Genomic DNA, 20,185 nt, shown 5'->3' with positions numbered 1-20,185 from the left:
TTGACTCAGCCTAGCCGTAACGACCGGTGATATAATCTTCCGTTTTCTTTTTCGTTGGGGTAGTAAATAACGTATTGGTATCTGAGTACTCTATTAATTCACCCATGTACATAAAGGCCGTTTGATCAGAAACCCGCGCTGCTTGTTGCATGTTGTGGGTTACGATAACAACGGTAAACTTATTTTTTAAATCGTTGATAAGCTCTTCAATTACCAGTGTTGAAATAGGATCCAATGCTGATGTTGGCTCATCGAGTAATAATACTTCAGGCTCAATGGCGATAGAGCGTGCAATCACTAAACGTTGCTGCTGACCACCTGACAAACCAAATGCACTATCGTGAAGCCGATCTTTTACTTCATCCCACAGTGCCGCGCCTCGCAGTGACTGTTCAACCACCTCGTCTAATTTACGTTTTTCTTTGATACCTTGTAAGCGTAGGCCATAAACCACATTTTCGTAGATTGATTTAGGAAACGGGTTCGGACGCTGGAATACCATACCAACATTACGACGCAGCGCTGCAACATCTACCTTTTTGTCATAGATGTTTTGTCCGTGTAGTAAAATTTCACCTTCAATACGGCAAATATCAACCAGATCATTCATACGGTTAATACAGCGCAACAACGTAGATTTACCACACCCTGATGGTCCGATAAATGCGGTTACTTGGCCTTTTGGAATATTCATATTCACTGAGCTAAGCGCTTGTTTTTCACCATAGTAAAGATCTAAGTTTTTGATCTCGAGTGCCGTTTGCTCGGTGCTTAAATTGTCTAAGTCCAATTTCAAACTCGTGCTTGATTGGTTTACTTGTGGAGCGACTGTAATCATGTTTGTTACCTATAGAATCTTTACTAATTATTGATCAAGCGATCTAAATTTTTCACGTAAATGGTTACGTATGCCTATCGCGGTGATATTCAGTGTAATAATTACTGATACCAATAAGAATGCGGTGGCATACACTAGCGGACGTGCCGCTTCAACATTTGGGCTTTGGAAGCCAACGTCGTATATATGAAAACCTAAATGCATGAACTTTCGATCTAGATGAAAATACGGGAAGTTACCATCGAGCGGTAATGTCGGTGCCATTTTCACCACACCCACTAGCATCAATGGTGCAACTTCGCCAGCAGCACGCGCCACCGCTAATATTAAACCGGTCATAATCGCAGGACTGGCCATTGGCACGATAATACGCCATAACGTTTCAGCTTGCGTTGCGCCCAGTGCTAAAGAGCCATGACGAACCGTACTTGGGATACGTGATAAGCCTTCTTCTGTTGATACAATCACCACAGGCAGCGTTAAAATAGCAAGCGTTAAAGCAGACCAAAGTACCCCTGGAGTACCAAATACTGGACTAGGTGAGGCTTCTGGATAAAACAATTGATCCAAACTGCCACCTAATACATAAACAAAGAATCCTAAACCGAATACACCGTAAACAATTGAAGGAACACCAGCCAAGTTAATGACCGCGATACGGATCATCTTGGTAACCGCATTTTTAGCCGCATATTCATGTAAGTATATAGCTGCTACAACCCCAAACGGCGTTACAATTACAGCCATCAACATTACCATAAAAACAGTACCAAAGATTGCCGGGAATACACCACCTTCAGTATTAGCTTCACGCGGATCATCTGAAACAAATTTACCTAGTTGTACAAAGTAGTGACCTAGCTTTGCAACAAAGCTCATGTCATTAGGAAACCAAAAATCCAAAACCTGATATAAAGGCAAAGTAACAATTTCACCGCGCATATCTTTTACGGTTACCTGATCACGCTTAGCTTGTTTGCGCAGTGCAAACAATTGCTTTTCAAGTACGCCATACTCGGCTCTTAGATCTGCACGCTGTTGCGCAAGCTCAGCCACTCGTTCATCGGTCAGTGCATCATCGAGTAAATACGACTTCTCTTGTAAACGTAAACGCTCTAATTGATAGTTAATATGACCAATGTCACCGTTTTGCAAATCAAGCGCTTGCTCATTAAGCTCAACGGCACGTTCAACTAATTCTTCTAATACTTCAGTTTTATTATCGGTGATCACTTGGCCGTCTTTTATTACTTGTTCGACGTAGCCATAAAAATTACCGTTTTTACTGCGTTCAAACACCGCTATAGCCGCAGGCATGGTATTTGATTTTATGTCAGTTTCTATTACCCAACGAAAATCTAAATCAACGTATTCACGGTTACCGGTTTTAATTAAATAACGCTCTAGTTGCTCTTTATCATAACCAGATAAATCAACACCGGTTGCCTCAAGGCGCGATTTAGGCACCATTTCACGGTCGTATATTTCACCAATTACAGTTTGCTGCGCAACCGAGCCCTGTAGCTCTAATTGCACTACTTGTGATGGCCAGAAAAAGCTTAACCCTTTCCAAGCAATCATTGCTAATAACCCTAAGACAGAAATCAAACTGATACTTACTGCACCACCTGTCATCCATATCCAAGGAGAACCTGACTTAAACCACTGCTTTAACATGTCGTGTCTCCCACTTACATCGAGCTGTATTTATCACGCAACTGCTGACGCACAAACTCAGCAATTGTGTTGAAAATAAAGGTGAATATGAACAATACAAAAGCGGCTAAGAATAAGATCCGATAGTGTGAACTACCCACTTCCGATTCTGGCATTTCTACTGCGATATTAGCGGCTAAGGTACGCATACCTTGGAAAATGCTCCAATCCATTATTGGCGTATTACCTGTTGCCATTAGTACAATCATCGTTTCACCTACGGCGCGGCCTAAGCCCATCATCACAGCAGAGAAAATACCAGGGCTGGCGGTTAATAACACCACACTAACCAAGGTTTGCCATTGTGTTGCGCCTAGCGCCAATGAACCGTTTGATAAATGCTTAGGCACACTAAATACAGCATCTTCTGCGATAGAGAAAATAGTCGGAATAACCGCAAAACCCATCGCAATACCGACTACCAGTGAATTACGTTGATCGAAAGTCAGACCCAATTCGTTAGTCAAATACTGGCGAACATTACCGTCAAACATCCACAACTCAACCACCCCGCTCATCGCAAAGGCTAACCAACCAATCAGTAACAATACTGGTATTAGTAAGATTGAGTGGGCCCCTTCAGGAACTCGGTGACGAAAGCTTTCTGGTAATTTAGTCCACGCAAATGCGGTCGCTAAAATCCCCAGCGGCAGCATAAACAGCAAGCCAACAATCGCAGGTAAATGCTCTTCTATCAACGGCGCAAGCCATAAGCCTGCTAAAAATCCTAAAATTACGGTTGGTAATGCTTCCATAATTTCAACTGTTGGTTTGACTACTTTACGTAATGGACCTGACATAAAATAAGCGGTGTAAATTGCTGCAGAGAGCGCAATCGGCACTGCAAATAGCATCGCATATAAAGCAGCTTTTATAGTACCAAATGAAATTGGCACTAAAGAAAACTTAGCTTCAAAGTCATCACCGGCAGACGTTGATTGCCAAATATAACCCGGCTCTGGATAACCCTCATACCACACTTCTTGCCACAAGGCTGACCAAGTCACCTCAGGGTGTTCATTGTGAATTTCAACCACGGTTAATTTGTCATCAGCTAGAATAAGTGCCGCATTTGAGCGTGGTGCAATAGCAAAGTTTTCAATCGGACCTTCACTGATTTTACCTTGCCATAGTTTTGCTTCACTGGTGGTGTAATACACGCCTAACTCACCATTAGAACTGGTGGTAAAGAACGTACGGCGATAAAACTCAGTGAATATATCTAGCTTAGGCTGCTTTGAGGTTTCAAACGCACGTATTTTCTGATATTCACGGCCATCGTCAGTATTAATTTCAAACCACTGCGAAACTTCACCATTGTCATTCGCTAGCATCAGCGAGTTAGCACCGGCTAATAATTGCGCCGAAACCAAGTTGGCATTTTCTTCATTCGCCGCAAGCATTTGGATCAGCTCAACCTCGCTTGGATTGCGAGTATCGTAAACATAAATTTGATTTGCTGAGCGCACAAAAGTACGGGTGGTATCTGGCGACATTAGTAGTTGGTCTACGCGCCCTTCAACATCAAGTTCAGTGCGTTCAACAACCCATTCAACTTCACCGCTGAACATGTTTTCTTCAGCAACAAAACTGCTAAAAATTACACGCTTATCAGCCGTTTGTGCCACAACAGCGGTTTTATCTTCATAATGGCTAAATGCAAATTGTTTAATGGCAGCACCATTGTCGTCAACCAGCAATGTTTTTTCACCAAGTGGATAACCCAAACGCGGGGTTAATTTACGTTCGTTATTAGGAAAGGTAACTAAGAATTTAGGTGACACTATCATCACCGAACCATTTTCTAGTCCGTATGCGTAATGTCCTTGAAATGGCGCGCTGGATGCAAAACTACTCACTTCGCTGTCAAGTGGCACAACTAAGCTAGCAAGCTTTTTACCAAAGCCCTTTTTCTCAACACTGTAATAATCAACCTTACCTTGTTTGCTCAGTAAAAAAGCAATTTCAGTTTGCTCTTCAATACCTAGGCCAACAATTTGTTCAGCATTACTAAGCGCAAAGCTATCGCGCGTTTCTACTTTCGCTGATTCAAAAATAGGTTGCACAACATACAATAAATAGAAGAATATCAATAGCAAAGCTATCAATACCATAATACCGCCAGCGGTAATGCTAAATTTGGCAAACCGATCTTTAAATAGACGGCTTCTATCCGTATTAAAAGACGGTTTATTCGGATTGGAAGTCATCAAAACACCTATAAATCTTAACGTTGGGTAGATTATATTTCACCAAGATGACAGTATTGTTACAAACGTCATAATTGCTAAGACTTTGTTGTGGTATTCATCATAACAAAACAAACAATGTTTATATTCAATAACTTGAAAAACTTTCAACTTAGTGCTTTATTATTGATAAACAAAAGTTTAGATAATTCAGACTGTAAACTCACACTATTTTACTGTTTTTAAATTGAACTATTGGCAAAAAAATTGGACAAATTTGGGGACTGAGTCAATACTCAATCCGGTTCTTTTTAATCATTCAATAATTTCATGCCTGGGCATTTATTATTTAATTACGGCACTCTTTAGGAATTATCTATATGAAGCAATTGGTTATAACTATTTTGGGACAAGATCGTCCGGGACTTGTAGAAGACATCTCATCTGCAATTTTAAATCATAATGGTAACTGGTTAACCAGTAACTTAAGCCATTTAGCCGGTCACTTTGCTGGCATCATTGAAGTAGCAGTGCCAGCAGAGCATCTGCAAGAATTACAAGATGCATTGCATGGCTTACCACAATTAGAAGTACGGATTGAAACAGGCGCGCATGAATTACCAGACACACCTGCTGAACAGCTTAATTTTGTAATAACTGGCAATGATCGACCAGGTATTATCCAGGAACTAGCCGGAGTATTGCGTCACAAGGGAGCAAATATTACCCACCTAAACTCTAAGCAGCAGAGCGCACCAAACTGGGGGGTACCAATTTTCAGCGCCGTTGCAACAGTTGCTTTGCCAACGGGCATGAATAAAGACGAAGTTGTTGCTGCACTCGAAGCAATTACATCCGACTTAATTGTTGATATTGAAGACGCTTAAGTCACACCTCACAGCCATCTTCTATAGCAAGACAAACATGTCACAAAAGTGACATTTTTGTCATTTTTATGTCATCTAAGTGTTCTATATTTTGTTCAGTTGCTATCCAAGGAATAGAATATGAACGCCTGCGCTGATGTGTCTCAAACGATTAATTATTTTGCCCCAGAGTTAAGTTGGCTGTCTTTTAACGATCGTGTTTTACAAGAAGCTAAAGATAAAAATAACCCGATTATTGAACGTATTCGTTTTTTGGGGATCTTCTCAAACAATTTAGATGAATTCTTCAGAGTTCGGGTTGCCGATGTAAAACGACGCATTCTATTAAATAAACTACCAGATACTAATTTTGATGAAGATGAAATTTTACTGACCCAAATTCAGCAAAAGGTTTTGCAGCTTGGTAAAAAATTTAACGTTATTCATCAGCAAATTCTCCATGATTTAAATACCCACAACATTCATGTTGACCGTCCCGAGCAGCTTAGTGAATTTCATATTAACTGGCTAAAAATATTTTTTCACGACAATGTATTACAGCATATATCGCCAATAATGCTGGATGAAAATAAAGACTTCTCAGATCATATTAACGATACAATGACGTACTTGTTTGTCGAAATGTTTAACGACAAAAGTCATTATGCGATGTTAGAAGTCCCTACCGATCGCGTACCACGCTTTGTAATTTTACCACCCGAAAAAACCCGTCGTCATAAAACTATTGTGATGTTAGATGACATTATTTTGTTTTTTTTAAGTGACGTATTTAGCAGTTTTTTTAGTTTTACTGAGATCCAAGGCTACGCAATCAAGCTGACCCGTGATGCAGAATACAACCTAGATGACGAACTAGAAGAAGGCATTTTAGATAAGATGTCTAAGGGCCTAAAACAGCGTATTTATGCCGAGCCGGTGCGCTTAGTATACGACCAAGCGATGCCCGAGCCAATGCTCAAAGTAATGAAAAAACGCTTAGGTGTTACTCATCACGATGCGTTGATCCCCGGTGGTCGCTATCGTAACTTTAGAGACTTTATTGGTTTTCCCAATGTTGGTCGGCAATATTTAGAAAACAAATCATTACCGGCTTTGCAAAGCACAGCATTTAATAATCATGCCAGTGTGTTTGCTGCAATTAGTCAGCAAGATATTCTACTTTATTATCCATATCATACATTTAATCATCTACTGGAATATGTTCGCCAAGCAGCATTTGACCCTCGAGTAACACAAATTAAAGTAAACATTTATCGTGTTGCGAGTAAATCTCGATTAATTTCATCACTGATCAACGCGGCAAAAAATGGCAAAAAAGTCACCGTTATGGTGGAGCTAAAAGCACGCTTTGATGAACAAAATAATATTGAGTGGGCAAAAGTACTCAGTGGCGCAGGTATTAAAGTTATTTTTGGTATACCAGCTCTCAAAGTACACAGTAAGTTATGTATTATTCATCGTCGTGAAAAAGGTCAAATAGTAAAGTACGCGCACATTGGCACTGGTAATTTTCACGAAAAAACCGCCAAAATCTATACAGACTTTAGTTTATTTACTAAACATCAAGGTATTTGTGACGAAAGTGATAGCGTATTTAAGTTTATTGAAAGCAGTTATAAACCGTTTATGTTCGAACATTTGATGATTTCGCCAGTGAACGCTCGACAGCTGTTGCTTGGTTTAATTCACCAAGAAATAACCCATGTTGAAAATGGTCACACCGGTAAAATAACATTAAAAATAAATAACTTAGTAGATAAAGAACTGGTTGATTGTCTGTACTTGGCCGCTCGTAGCGGTGTTAAAATTCGCATTATTGTCCGTGGTATGTGTTCCTTAGTGCCAGGACTCAATAATTTTAGCGACAACATTCGGGTAATTAGTATCGTCGATCGCTTTTTAGAGCACCCGCGAGTTATGATCTTTGGTAATAATGGGGATGAAAAAGTCTATATTTCATCTGCAGATTGGATGACACGTAATCTTGATCATCGAGTTGAAGTTGGCGTGCCTATTTATGATGAAAAACTAAAACAACTCATTGTTGACGTACTTGAACTGCAATTTAAAGATCGTACCAAAGCGAGAATCATTGATAGCGAACAGAAAAATCATTATGTTAGACGCGGAAATCGTAAAAAAATACGTTCGCAAATAGCTATTTATGATCACTTAAAAAAATGGGAAGGCAATTACAATAATGAATGATTATCCCTCAATTGCTGCGGTTGACTTAGGGTCAAACAGCTTTCATTTAGTGGTCGCAAGAGAAGTGGATGGCTCTTTGCAAATTCTCCACAAAGAAAAACAACGCGTTTACTTAGCCGATGGCTTAGACGACAAAAATCAATTAAGTCAAACTGCCATAGATAGAGCATTAACGATATTAAAGCAGTTTGCTACTACGCTACAAGACTTCCCTGCGAGCAATGTAAAAATTGCTGCAACTTATACATTACGACGAGCTAAAAATATTAATTCATTTTTAACTCAGGCAAATAGAGTTTTTCCTTATCATATTGATGTGATCTCAGGTCAAGAAGAAGCGCGCTTAATCTATCAAGGTGTAGCTCATTATGTTCATCACGATGAAAACCGTTTAGTTATTGATATTGGCGGCGGTAGTACCGAGCTAATTATTGGCAAGCATTTTAAACATAAGCTGCTCTCAAGTCGCAATATGGGCTGCGTAAGCTATACCAAGCAATTTTTTGCCGATGGTATTATTAATGATAAACGCTTTAGCAAAGCACAAATAAAAGCAGAGCAAGAACTTGAGGTTATTTTTGCCAATTACATTAGTGCAGGCTGGCAATCGGTAGTGGGGACGTCAGGCACCATTAAATCAATATTAGCCATGATCAACGCTAATGACCCTGAACAAAAAAATATCACACTGGAGCGATTGCTCGAACTTAAAACTCAGTTTATAGCCGCTAAAACTATCGATAACTTACTTATTGAAGGTTTAAGCCCGGAGCGTCAAGTAAGTATTTGCGGTGGCTTAACTATTTTACTCGCGATTTTTCAGCTGTTTAATATTACCGAAATGGATTACAGCGACTTTTCACTACGTGAAGGTTTACTGCATGAAATGCAGCAAAAGTTAGCGCTTAAAGATATACGCACCAATACCATAGCTAATTTAAGCGAAAGAAACACAATAGATAAAGTACATGCCCAGCGTGTTGCAAATACTGCCGATTGGTTATTCCTACAAGTACAAAAAGAATGGCAGCTCGACTCATTAGATAATCATCAATTATTAGTGTGGGCAGCGCAATTACACGAAGTGGGTTTAGGTATTAACTCATCAGGCTTACACAAACATAGTGCTTATGTTGTTGAAAATAGTCAGCTGCCAGGATTTACTCAACAACAGCAAACATTATTAAGCTGTATGATACGGTTTTACCGTAAAAAAATTCGTTTAGAAGAATTTCCAACTTTACTCTCAGTGCCGCACTTTCAAATATTACAATTAATTGTATTACTCAGACTAGCTATATTATTAAATCAAAAACGCCTTAACGATCAACATCAAGAGTTAGCAGTGTCAGTAAAAGGCAATAGTATGCTATTGCAGTTCCCAGCTGATTGGCTCAATGAACAAACCTTGCTTCATGCTGATTTACAACAAGAGCAAAAATATTTGAAGAAAGTAGGCTTTTTAATCGACTTTGTGTGATTTACAGACATGGCTGAATTTGGATAACATGCGCTATCCAAATTAGATCTTCTATTACATATCCATATGGCGATTAGCACTTTGCATCATTTGCTTTAATCCTTGATGTTCAAGCTCCAGCAATTGAGATAGTTTCTCTTTACCTGTTGGCGTTTCTGCACGACTAAGTAAGTATTGATAAAGATTGATCACCTTTTGATGCTGATCTGATATATAACCTTGCATGGCTTGCTCATCAACACGCGTATCACGGTTTAAATCTGTAAAATTAATCAGTTCAGAGTTTTCAGCAAAGTACTCGTAACAATAAGTATCTAAGGTATTGATCTCCGTGATGGCTTTAAAACCAACTAAATCCTCAGCCAACTTTTTTTCGTACTTAACAAAATAGTCTGCCAGCATTTGGTTATGCTCTGCTAAATCGTCTCTGAGACTAAAAAAATTTGCCGCCATTTGGGTATGAAATAGTACAGTCCAGTCGTACACTTCTTGTATTGTTTTAACTTGCATGTGCGTTCCTTAATTAACCCTAGTAACCATACTCTTGCGTAAAACGTGCCAATAAAAAGTTAAATTAAAACAGAGAGATATTGAAAGTAAATCACCCAAACTCGTATAAGTTACAAGTCATAGGGTAATTTTTATAGAGTGGTGGTACAAAAACGGTGGCTCATATTTAAATTATGACTAATTGATGTGACATAAAACACTCGCAAATTCTAACCTTAGTAGCCAAGTAGCGTTTCATCTTAAAGCATAAGTAAATGCAAAACATGACATCCCAAGTTTGCTGATAACTTAGCTGACAATGTGAAATCTCTACAACCCTTAGCTGGGAATCATAAATAAATTTTACATCGCTATGCTGGTGTAATTTCTAATGTTTACTAATATTCATTTGTTGATTGATGAAAACAGTAAATTATTTCAGCTTGAGCATATGCTCTTTTTATTGGTGGTTAACGCTTTATGGATAAGTATTCCCTTCGAAAAAAAATATTAATTATTACTTTTTTTTGCTTTTTTATATTTTTTATAGCGATGCTAATACAGAGCTTAAATGCATTACAAAAAAATATAGATTCCGCATTACGAGAAGAAATAAATTTAGTCTCAGATGTATTTACAAATGGGGTTGGTGATTGGATGTATGACAGGCGTCAGGCTGTTATTAAACTGTCTAAAGTTATTGCTGACCATCCTGAAGTAAAACCTTATATTTTGCTTGACCAAGTAAAAGAAAGTTTAGGTTTTTCGCTTGTTTACTATGGTAATGAACAAGGAGAAATGTACCGTAACGACCCTAACCTTAATCCACCAAATTATGATCCCAGAGTACGGAGTTGGTACAAAGGTGCATTAGAAGAAAATGGTAGTTTTTTAGCTGCTCCTTTTGTTTCTGCAAGCACCCAAGAATATGTGGTTACTCTTTCAGAGCCAGTGAGAAAGGAAGGTGAGATAGTTGGTGCAGTTGGCGCTAATTTAACTTTAGCTCAATTAACTAAATATATAAATGCTCTCGATGTACCTGGCGATGGATATGCCATCATTGTTGACAAAAGCGATCAAGTTGTTGCTCATCCTGATACAAAAAAACAAAGTACTAAAGCATCAGATCTCGATAAAAGCTTTACGGGTCAGTTGTTAGAAAAGCTAGTGACTAAGCATACTTTAGAAGAAATGACCTTAGATAATCGCGAGCGACTTATTTTTGCACAGGCTATTCCTAACTCCAGCTGGTCAATTATTTTAGTAATGGACAAAGATACTTTATTTGCACCTGTACGAAGCCAGCTTATTACTCAAGTGATCATCAGCACTGCAATGTTAATATTTGTACTGTTTATCATCTCATTTTTGTTAAAAATCATGCTCAAAAACTTAAGTTCTATCACTCAAAATTTAGATGCTATTGCTAATGGTAATGGCGATTTGACAGTTAGGTTAGAAGTGAATAGTGGCGATGAAATAGGCCAACTTGCATCGAGCTTTAACCGTTTTGTTGAACAATTACATGGCATTATAAGTCGACTGAGTGACGCATCAACAATATTGCTAAGTGAAGCTGGTGATGTATCTACAGCAACAAATAAGCAAAACGATAGATTACAGCGTCATCAAAGTGAAATTCATATGGTTGCAACTGCGGTAACTGAAATGGCTGCGGCAACAAAAGAAATCGCTGCTAATGCAGAACAAACTGCACAATCATCACAAAACTGCGTAAGCGTTACAGAGCAAGGCCGTTTTGGCGTTGAGCAAAGTCAAAAATCTACAAAAGTCCTAGCTGATGAGGTCGAAAAAGCGAGCGAAATTATTCGTGATTTGAATAAACACGCGCAAGAAATAACATCAATTTTATCTACTATCAGCGGTATTTCAGAGCAAACAAATTTACTGGCATTAAATGCAGCAATTGAAGCAGCAAGAGCTGGGGAGCAAGGGCGTGGCTTTGCTGTAGTTGCCGATGAAGTAAGGGTTTTATCACAACGAACTTATACTTCGACTCAAGAAATCCAAGGCATGATTGAGTCACTACAAAGCGCAGCACTAAAAGCGGTAGATGCGACTGATAAAGGTAAAGGAATGGCCAACCAAAGTGTTGAAGATGCTCAAAAAGCGAATCAAAGTCTCGGTAAAATATTAGAATCGGTTAGTGTGATAAATGACATGGCAGCACAAATTGCCACCGCCGCTGAAGAGCAATCAGCTGTCACCTTAGAAATCAGTCGCAATACTGAGACAATCCGAGGGGTCGGTGATGAAATGTTTGAAGCAAGCCAATTAGCTGCTGAACAAGCTCAAAAATTACACGACTTAGGAAGACAGATTAACAATGAAGTGAGTAAGTTTAGACTGTGAAGTGAACCTTTAGATTATCAGTAAAATAAACTTAATTTTGAATGCTTAAAAATTAAATTTTAATAAGCAACTGAATAAAAACAAATTTAGTAACAAAAATAATTAGAGGTTTATATGAAATCAGAACTTAGTCCACTTTTTGTAGGGGTTATTCTAACGTCTTTTCTTACTATTACTAGTAATGTAAAAGCAGCTGAGCCAAGTATCAAGGATATAGATTTTTATGCTTCTATACGTTTAGGTGTAGATAATATTGACGCAGGTACATCTGATGATGGGGCTAATGGCCGCGACTTTTTGAGTCGTATAGGTGCTAAAGCGAGTATCAAAATAGATGACAATTTAACAGCAGTCACGAGAGTTGAATATGGCCTGAGAGAAGAGAATGCAGTTGATTTAACTCAAAATAATGGCCCGACTCTTCGTCAAGCCTACGTTGGTTTGAAAGGTGATTTTGGTGAAGTTTATTTCGGGTCTCAAACTTTATTATGGAATACCTATGTTAGAAGCGCTTATTTTTCAGATGGTATAGATACTATTCGACAAGGTAATGTACGAGACGATGATTTACTACAGTATTTTTATAAACAAGGTAATTGGAACTTTGGTGCTGGGTTACAATTTAAAGGGCAAGATGGAAGCTCTGTTGATCAAATGCAATTAGGTGGAGAATATAAGTCTGGACCTTATAAAGTGCAAGCGGCTTGGTCTAAAGATAACCAAGGCGATAATAAAGGTAACCTATATGGGTTGCGTGGTTGGTGGGATGTTAATGATGCTGTGACATTGTCAGCTTTTGTACATAAAGCAACCAACATCTACGATATTTATGGGGGAAGTAGTACTGGAACGGTTCGATTGAAAGATGCTGATGTAGAGGGTAATAAGAATGCAATTAACGCATGTAGCTCTGAAGATAGAACAAGTAGTGGTTTATATGCCAGTTACCTATTCGGTAAAAATAAAATCCATACTCGTTATGCTATAGACAGTTGTGATATATCAGGTGATGTAGATTCCGTTAAAATCGAATATATACGTTATTTGAGTAAAGCTTTAAGGGCTTGGGTAGCATACGAAGACTTAAGTAACGATGAACAACGCAAACCTACTACTAGCTCCGGCAAAGACATGTCTCAATTACAAGCTGGCGTTAGATTTGATTTTTAAACAAGCAAATCTACACATTACCTATCGATTACTTTCAAAAGTATATCAACATTGAATCGTCGCAGTACCCGTTTTACGAGGTTCTGCGACTCTGGTCAAACAAAGTTTGATGGGCTCTGTATTTTTAATTCAACTTACGAATTTAGGCCCCGCTTTCGCCATAACAAATATACGGCTGGCAGTACCAACAATGTTAATACAATCGCGCTGAACATGCCGCCGACCATAGGGGCGGCGATGCGGCTCATTACTTCACTGCCGGTGCCTGTGCCGTAAAGTACGGGGAGCAAACCGATTATAATAGTGGCGACTGTCATCATCACTGGGCGTACTCGCAGGCCTGCGCCTTCGACTATGGCTTGTTTAAGCTCCGCAAAACTAAGCGTTGTACCTGCTAGCTTGGCTTGAGCACACTTTTCTTGGTAGGCTTGATTTAAGTACACCAGCATAATCACGCCAATTTCCACCGCGACCCCGGCAAGGGCAATAAAGCCCACCCCCACTGCGACTGAGAAGTTAAAGCCCTCTAAGTACATTAACCAGATGCCTCCGATCATCGCCAGCGGTAAGGTTGCTATTATAATTGCCACTTCTACAAAGCTTCTAAAGTTGAGGTACAACAACACAATTATAATCGCTAAGGTCAGTGGTAATACATAGGCGAGCTTTTCTTTGGCGCGCTCCATGTATTCATATTGCCCTGCCCAGGTTATTGAATAACCTGCTGGTAGCACTAGTTTTTCGTCAAGCACTTTGCGCGCATTGTCGACATAACTACCAATATCAATGCCATCAATATCAATAAAGCTCCAGCCGTTTAAGCGGGCATTTTCGCTTTTTATGCCCGGCGGACCATCTTCAATAAATACGTCAGCCACATCGGCAAGAGCAATGCGTTGCCCTGCAGGGGTGACTATTGGCAATAGCATCAGTTCTTCGGGGGAATCCCGGTAGTCTTGCGGATAACGTAAGTTTACCGGGTAACGCTCTTGCCCTTCGACCGTTTCGGTTACATTCATGCCGCCAATGGCAGTGGCGACCACTTGCTGCACATCAGCAATATTTAAACTATAACGGGCAGCTTTTTCACGGTTGATATCGACCTTGATATAACGCCCACCAGCTACTCGCTCAGAGTAAACGGAAGCCGTGCCGGGTACATCTTTAAGTAACACTTCAATCTGCTGGCCAATTTTTTGAATCTCGCTCAAATTTGGTCCCGCAACTTTAATGCCCACAGGGGTTTTAATCCCAGTTGCCAGCATATCAATCCGAGTTTTTATTGGCATCACCCATGCATTAGTCAGGCCTGGAAACTTCACTAAGCCGTCGAGTTCTTTTTTCAACTTGTCTAAGGTCATGCCTTCGCGCCACTGATCTTTTGGCTTGAGCTGAATAAAGGTTTCAATCATGGTCAGTGGCGCAGGATCGGTTGCTGTTTCTGCCCGGCCGACTTTACCAAACACAGTTAACACCTCTGGCACTGTGGCGATGAGCTTATCGGTTTGTTGTAAAATCTCTCGTGCTTTCCCAATCGATAAACCAGGATAAGTCGTCGGCATATACATTAAATCGCCTTCATCCAGCGGTGGAATAAACTCACTGCCAATTTTATTGACCGGATAAAAGCCAATAACAGCGACCACCACAGCCAGTACTAAAGTCATTTTAGGGAACCGCAAAACCGTGTTCAGCAGCGGCTTGTAAGCATTCACTAGCAAGCGGTTTACAGGGTTGTTTTGCTCAGAAATAACTTTGCCGCGTATAAAGTAACCCATTAATACCGGTACTAAAGTTATTGCCAAGCCCGCAGATGCGGCCATGGCATAGGTTTTAGTGTACGCTAACGGAGCAAACATCCGGCCTTCTTGGGCTTCTAAAATAAACACTGGCATAAAGCTCACGGTAATAATCATTAAGCTAAAAAACAGCGCTGGACCGACTTCACTGGCAGCATCGGTGACAACTTGCCAGCGGTTTTCATCGGTTAGTGGCGTTTTTTCCATGTGTTTATGCATGTTTTCGATCATTACAATCGCGCCGTCGGTCATCGCACCAATGGCGATAGCAATACCACCGAGCGACATTATATTGGCGTTTATGCCTTGCCAATACATGATGATAAATGCCGTTAATATTCCCAGCGGTAAAGTGATAATTGCCACCAAGGACGAGCGTACATGGAACAAAAATACGATGCAGATAAGCGCCACTACCACTAGCTCTTCAAATAGTTTGCTGGTGAGGTTATCCACTGCATTTTTGATCAGATTAGAGCGGTCATACACAGGCACAATTTCTACCCCATCGGGTAAGCCTTTGCTAAGTGATTCAAGTTTTGCTTTCACCAGCTCTATGGTTTTTTGTGCGTTTTCGCCATAGCGCATCACCACTACGCCACCAGCTACTTCGCCCTCGCCGTTTAGCTCAGCAATGCCACGGCGCATTTGTGGCCCAAGGCGAATATCGGCTACATCGCGTAATTGCAGCGGTGTGCCGTTGGCATTCACCCCAAGTGGAATTGCCTCTAAATCAGCGACGCTTTTTATATAACCGGTGCTGGTTACCATGTATTCGGCTTCGGCCATTTCCACCACCGAAGCGCCCATTTCTTGGTTACCTTGCTTAATTGCGGTTTGAATTAAACTCAGTGGTATACCATAAGCACGCAGTTTATCTGGCTCTACATTGACTTGATATTGCTTCACCATACCGCCCACTGAGGCCACTTCTGACACCCCTGGTACGGTTTGCAATTCAAACTTTAAAAACCAATCTTGCAAGCTGCGTAACTGGCTAATGTCGTGCTGATTGGTTTTATCCACCAGCGCGTATAAATAAATCCAACCTACACCGGTAGCATCTGGGCCCAGCTCTGCAGTTGCGCTGTCGGGCAAGCGGCTTGCTACTTGACTTAAATACTCTTGCACTCGACTTCTAGCCCAGTAAAGATCGGTGTTTTCATCAAAGATGACATATACGTAGGAATCACCAAAAAATGAAAAACCACGTACTGTTTGCGCCCCGGGTACTGAGAGCATCGCGGTGGTAAGTGGGAAAGTAACCTGATCTTGCACCACCTGTGGCGCTTGCCCTGGGTATGAGGTTTTTACAATCACCTGCACATCGGATAAATCAGGTAAGGCATCAACTGGGGTATTTTTTACCGCAAATAAACCACTGCCAATGAGTATTGCTGTTAGCAATAATACAAAAAAGCGATTGGTAACGGACCAACGAATAACTGCTGCTATCATAAAGCCTCCTAATGTCCGTCATGCGATGACATGGCGCTATTGTCACTAGTTCGCATGCTTGATTCAGTATCGATACGCTGGATCACGAACTCACCATCTTGCACACTAAAAGTAAATGTCAGCTGTTGCTTCGGCTCAAGGCTACTTAAATCAATATGTTCAGCAAACATAAAGTCCATAGTGGCCGGATCTCGGTGCCATTTCTCAATTGCACCACGGCTAATATTGGCAGTGCGCTGGGCTTTATTAATGCTGTTGATAGTACCGGTTACGGTCGCCATATTTTGCGCTTCGCTCATCATATGGGTGGAATCCATAATATGAATGCCGCTAATCATATAACTGCTATCGGCTTTTTTAGTCAACTCAAAATGCAGTGTTTGCCCAGCTTGCAGCGCTTGAAAATCAACGCTATCGGCAACCGTAAAGTCCATTTTCATACTAGGCCAATCGAGCTCTTCAATAGGGTCATGGCTGATATTCACCATACGGCGATCTGCCATTACACTATTAACGACTCCTTTGCCCCACACGCTAGTGGTAGCTTCTGGTGTTTGCATGCGCTTAAAATCAGAGCTTTTGCTGGATTCTGAATCTAACAAGAATTGCGCTGAAGTCACCACTTCATCATCGGCTTTAACGCCCGCTAAAATAACGGCGTTATGGCTATCACTGCGGCCCAGTTCGACTGCCACCGATTTAAAGCGTCCTTCGCCTAAAGCGATAACAACACGGTCTTGGGAACCGGTGCGGATCACCGCTTCTTTAGGTACTATAAGTTGTTGCTCAGCAGCTTTAGCATGGATGCTTACTTGCGCAAACATATTCGGTTTTAGTTGGTGATCTTGATTATTAAAGCGTAAACGCACCCGCAAAGTACGGTTTTTGGCATCCAATGTTGGGTAAATATAATCGACCTTACCGCGCCAGCTTTGTCCGGCAATATAATCTAGAGTCATAGTCACCGGTAAACCGACTTCAATAAGCTGCGCTTGCCGCTCGAATACCTCGGCTTCTACCCAAACTTCATCAAGTTGAGCAATACTCATCATTGAGGTGCCTGGCTTGACATAAAAACCTTCGCGCACATTAAGTTCATCAACCACACCACTTTGGCGAGCATAGAAGGTAATATTTTGCATCACCTTTTTATTAACTTGTAGGCGCTCGACAAAACCATCCGACACATTCAATGCTTTTAAGCGCGCTTTGGCTGCACGAATAAGTACGGTGTTATTACGATCAACAGCCAGTACAAATTCTTCTTGAGCATTTACCAGTTGCGGAGAGTATAAGGTATACAGCGGTTCCCCTTGTTTTACCTGATCGCCAGCGGCTTTAACGTACAGCGTTTCTATCCAGCCTTCTACACGCGGGTGAATATGCACTAACTGATCTTGATTGTATTGTACGTAGCCCACCGTTTTTACTTCACTTTGCAGTGCCTTGAGCTGTACTTTAGCCGTTCTAACCCCTAAATTATTAACAACAGCAGGGGAAATTGTCACTGCACCGGGACCATCTTGATTGTTGTCAGCTACTTCACTATACACAGGTACTAAGTCCATCCCCATTGGTGAAAGCCCTGGTGCATCACGGCGATAATTACTATCCATAGGCGCAACCCAATATAATGGTTTTTTCTCTGCGCTGATCACCTCAGGCTCTGTACTATTACCGAAAAAATACAAGCCACTAGCAGATATTCCTGCACCTATAAGTACTGCGATAAGCAATTTTAAATTAGTGTTCACTGTGCTCTCCTGCTAATTGCTCAACCATCACAGCAGCATCTTTGCTACTAGCGTAATAATTCAGGCGAGCAATAATAATTTGTTGATCAATCTCTATGTTTAACGCATCAATTTTGGCATTCAGTTCGCTAATTCGGGCGCGCATTACTTCTGAAAAGTCACCATCATCACGGGTATAAGCATTTAATGTAGCTTGTGCTTGCTCTGCCATTTGTGGCAATAATTTAGTTTGATAAAGTGCATCACGCTTTGCTAATTGGGGCAACTGACTAAACTCTTTAAAATACATCCCTTTTAGCTTTTGTAATGCAATTAGTTTTTGAGTTTTCACCGCCTCAGCCATAGCTATCGCCGCATTAACTTGTTGGTCTTGGCGGTTATCAGTAAATAGTGGTAAATCAACACTCACACCAACTGAAAACAGATCCGCTCGGGAATCCCCCATTTGCGTATCATCGCGATAACCATAGCCCATATTTACCCCAAACTGCGGTTTATAGCCTTGTTTTGCCACCTCAACTTCTGTTTGTTTAGCCGCTACTGTTTTATCAAGCGCGACAATCGCTGGGTGCGCCATTAATAATGGCATCAACTGTGCAAATTCAAGCTGCGCAAAATCAACTAAAGGCGCTATATCATGACGTTTTGCGCTGACAGGCTGAGTTAACATGTTGATTGGTAACCATTGCGATAAACGCTTTTTCGCGCTTTCGAACTGCTGCTCTAACATCACTAATTTATCTTCAAGACGGGTTAACTCTAGCTGTGCTCGAATAATATCTTGTTGGCGGGTGTTACCTACTGAGCTGGCATAACTCGATTCAGTAATATCAATAAGTTGCGAGAACAATGCTTTATCTTGCTCAATTAACGCAATACTTTGCTGGGCACGATATGCATTGAGCCAAGATTCAATAACAATGGTTTTTACTTGAGCGAGTCTGTCGGCTCGTAGCCAAGGATATTGCTGCGCTGACTGCGCTAACGCATACTGCTTAAGCGCTAAGCTATCGCCACGGCTAAACATTTGGCTCACGCCAACTTTTAATTGGGTCATGCCTTCTTGGTCAAAAGCAAAACCGCCGGTGGGTAAATTCATTAAGCCCACCGTTAATACTGGATCCGGCAGTGTGCCTGCCGCTAAACTTTGTGCTTGTATAGCAGCTTGTTGATATTTGCTGGCGGTTAGCCATGGCTCATTATCAAGTGCATAGCTGAGCGCTTCATCAAGGCTTAATTCATTACTGTGTGCTGGAATTGCAGTTGTTAGCATAAGCGCTAAAAAACTGACTTTAAATACTGCGAAGTGATTCATCACTTACTCCACTAAAATTAAAAGACAACTAAATTTAGGGGGCAGAAAAGGTGATTTAGGTAAATTTTAGACGCACCTATCCTGCAATTAAGCAGGCATAGGGGGGCGATACAGTGAACTGGCTATACGATGTTGATTTTGCGGGATATAAAGTTGTACTTTTTCAGACGTCGTCAGTATAACGGTAACTAACACACTCATGTTTAACATTGAGTGAGTACTGCAGGCGCTCATTGGACAACCACACTCTTGATTAGCGGTTGCGTCATCGTCACAACAATCCATGTTCATCATACCCGCAGACATGTCGTGATGCATATCACTACTATCAGCCATAGTTGCTTGCGGTTGACTCATGTGTGGCATATCACAACTCATAGTTACAGACGCAACCGCTTGACCCACTAAAGTGAGCAATAAAACGACTGTGAATAAACTAATATAAATGCGTTGCAAAAAAGTGCCTTTTATAAATTAGGTTCTAGGTTCTAGGTTCTAGGTTCTAGGTT

The 20,185-nt window shown here is 40.8% G+C and carries 13 protein-coding genes; 5 read left to right on the top strand and 8 right to left on the bottom strand.

The features are described 5' to 3' along the window. Positions 1–10: 10 nt before the first annotated feature. Genes pstB through H5201_RS18700 form a run of 3 tightly spaced genes read right to left on the bottom strand, consistent with a single transcriptional unit; the run spans position 11 to position 4,764 of the window. Positions 11–838: a phosphate ABC transporter ATP-binding protein PstB gene (gene pstB / locus H5201_RS18710; RefSeq protein WP_145238219.1), complete on the bottom strand. Its 828-nt coding sequence runs from the start codon at positions 836–838 to the stop codon at positions 11–13. Positions 839–865: 27 nt separating this feature from the next. Then, entirely contained in the window at positions 866–2,515 is a 1,650-nt protein-coding gene (gene pstA / locus H5201_RS18705) for a phosphate ABC transporter permease PstA (RefSeq protein ID WP_149980527.1), read from the bottom strand. Between the two features lie 14 nt (positions 2,516–2,529). Beyond that, positions 2,530–4,764, bottom strand: a complete 2,235-nt coding sequence (locus H5201_RS18700; protein WP_182719200.1) for an ABC transporter permease subunit — start codon at positions 4,762–4,764, stop codon at positions 2,530–2,532. Between the two features lie 359 nt (positions 4,765–5,123). Between H5201_RS18700 and H5201_RS18695 the strand changes: the two genes are divergently transcribed. The 3 genes from H5201_RS18695 (at position 5,124) to H5201_RS18685 (ending at position 9,318) form a co-directional block, all read left to right on the top strand. Next, the gene (locus H5201_RS18695) at positions 5,124–5,630 is read left to right on the top strand and encodes a glycine cleavage system protein R (protein WP_149980525.1); all 507 of its coding nucleotides are present in this window, start codon (positions 5,124–5,126) and stop codon (positions 5,628–5,630) included. A gap of 120 nt (positions 5,631–5,750) precedes the next feature. Continuing rightward, complete coding sequence (gene ppk1 / locus H5201_RS18690; protein WP_182740448.1) at positions 5,751–7,838, top strand: polyphosphate kinase 1; 2,088 nt, start codon at positions 5,751–5,753, stop codon at positions 7,836–7,838. Continuing rightward, positions 7,831–9,318 carry an exopolyphosphatase gene (locus H5201_RS18685; RefSeq protein ID WP_182719198.1) on the top strand — a complete coding sequence of 496 codons (1,488 nt, stop codon included), beginning with the start codon at positions 7,831–7,833 and terminating at the stop codon, positions 9,316–9,318. The genes ppk1 and H5201_RS18685 overlap by 8 nt, the downstream gene beginning before the upstream one ends. A 54-nt stretch (positions 9,319–9,372) precedes the next feature. Here the strand turns inward: H5201_RS18685 and H5201_RS18680 are convergent, their stop codons facing one another. Further along, positions 9,373–9,828, bottom strand: coding sequence for a hypothetical protein (locus tag H5201_RS18680; protein ID WP_145238201.1), 456 nt, complete (start codon positions 9,826–9,828; stop codon positions 9,373–9,375). Between the two features lie 459 nt (positions 9,829–10,287). On the opposite strand from H5201_RS18680, the gene H5201_RS18675 reads away from it, so the two are divergent. Then, a complete protein-coding gene (locus H5201_RS18675; RefSeq protein ID WP_182719197.1) occupies positions 10,288–12,180 on the top strand; it encodes a methyl-accepting chemotaxis protein in 1,893 nt (630 codons plus the stop codon). 114 nt (positions 12,181–12,294) lie between these two features. Continuing rightward, on the top strand, positions 12,295–13,350 hold the full coding sequence (locus tag H5201_RS18670) for a porin (protein WP_182719196.1): 1,056 nt from the start codon (positions 12,295–12,297) through the stop codon (positions 13,348–13,350). A 134-nt stretch (positions 13,351–13,484) separates the two neighbouring features. Here H5201_RS18670 and H5201_RS18665 read toward each other — a convergent pair whose 3' ends face one another. From H5201_RS18665 to H5201_RS18650, 4 genes are all read right to left on the bottom strand, one after another. Further along, positions 13,485–16,607 carry an efflux RND transporter permease subunit gene (locus H5201_RS18665; RefSeq protein WP_182740450.1) on the bottom strand — a complete coding sequence of 1,041 codons (3,123 nt, stop codon included), beginning with the start codon at positions 16,605–16,607 and terminating at the stop codon, positions 13,485–13,487. 8 nt (positions 16,608–16,615) lie between these two features. Next, on the bottom strand, positions 16,616–18,361 hold the full coding sequence (locus tag H5201_RS18660; protein ID WP_182785196.1) for an efflux RND transporter periplasmic adaptor subunit: 1,746 nt from the start codon (positions 18,359–18,361) through the stop codon (positions 16,616–16,618). Beyond that, positions 18,351–19,676 carry a TolC family protein gene (locus tag H5201_RS18655; protein ID WP_182785195.1) on the bottom strand — a complete coding sequence of 442 codons (1,326 nt, stop codon included), beginning with the start codon at positions 19,674–19,676 and terminating at the stop codon, positions 18,351–18,353. Before H5201_RS18655 ends, H5201_RS18660 begins: the two co-directional genes overlap by 11 nt. 87 nt (positions 19,677–19,763) lie before the next feature. Further along, positions 19,764–20,132: a hypothetical protein gene (locus tag H5201_RS18650; protein WP_182719192.1), complete on the bottom strand. Its 369-nt coding sequence runs from the start codon at positions 20,130–20,132 to the stop codon at positions 19,764–19,766. Between the last annotated feature and the right edge of the window lie 53 nt (positions 20,133–20,185).

Source organism: Pseudoalteromonas sp. SG43-6, from assembly GCF_014164365.1.
Lineage (GTDB): Bacteria > Pseudomonadota > Gammaproteobacteria > Enterobacterales > Alteromonadaceae > Pseudoalteromonas > Pseudoalteromonas rhizosphaerae.
This window is presented reverse-complemented; position numbering and strand designations above follow the sequence as displayed.

Excerpts from the sequence above, each read along its gene's own strand:
- pstB (WP_145238219.1), bottom strand. The coding sequence starts at position 838 with ATGATTACAGTCGCTCCACAAGTAAACCAATCAAGCACGAGTTTGAAA.
- pstA (WP_149980527.1), bottom strand. The coding sequence starts at position 2,515 with ATGTTAAAGCAGTGGTTTAAGTCAGGTTCTCCTTGGATATGGATGACA.
- H5201_RS18700 (WP_182719200.1), bottom strand. The coding sequence starts at position 4,764 with ATGACTTCCAATCCGAATAAACCGTCTTTTAATACGGATAGAAGCCGT.
- H5201_RS18695 (WP_149980525.1), top strand. The coding sequence starts at position 5,124 with ATGAAGCAATTGGTTATAACTATTTTGGGACAAGATCGTCCGGGACTT.
- ppk1 (WP_182740448.1), top strand. The coding sequence starts at position 5,751 with ATGAACGCCTGCGCTGATGTGTCTCAAACGATTAATTATTTTGCCCCA.
- H5201_RS18685 (WP_182719198.1), top strand. The coding sequence starts at position 7,831 with ATGAATGATTATCCCTCAATTGCTGCGGTTGACTTAGGGTCAAACAGC.
- H5201_RS18680 (WP_145238201.1), bottom strand. The coding sequence starts at position 9,828 with ATGCAAGTTAAAACAATACAAGAAGTGTACGACTGGACTGTACTATTT.
- H5201_RS18675 (WP_182719197.1), top strand. The coding sequence starts at position 10,288 with ATGGATAAGTATTCCCTTCGAAAAAAAATATTAATTATTACTTTTTTT.
- H5201_RS18670 (WP_182719196.1), top strand. The coding sequence starts at position 12,295 with ATGAAATCAGAACTTAGTCCACTTTTTGTAGGGGTTATTCTAACGTCT.
- H5201_RS18665 (WP_182740450.1), bottom strand. The coding sequence starts at position 16,607 with ATGATAGCAGCAGTTATTCGTTGGTCCGTTACCAATCGCTTTTTTGTA.
- H5201_RS18655 (WP_182785195.1), bottom strand. The coding sequence starts at position 19,676 with ATGAATCACTTCGCAGTATTTAAAGTCAGTTTTTTAGCGCTTATGCTA.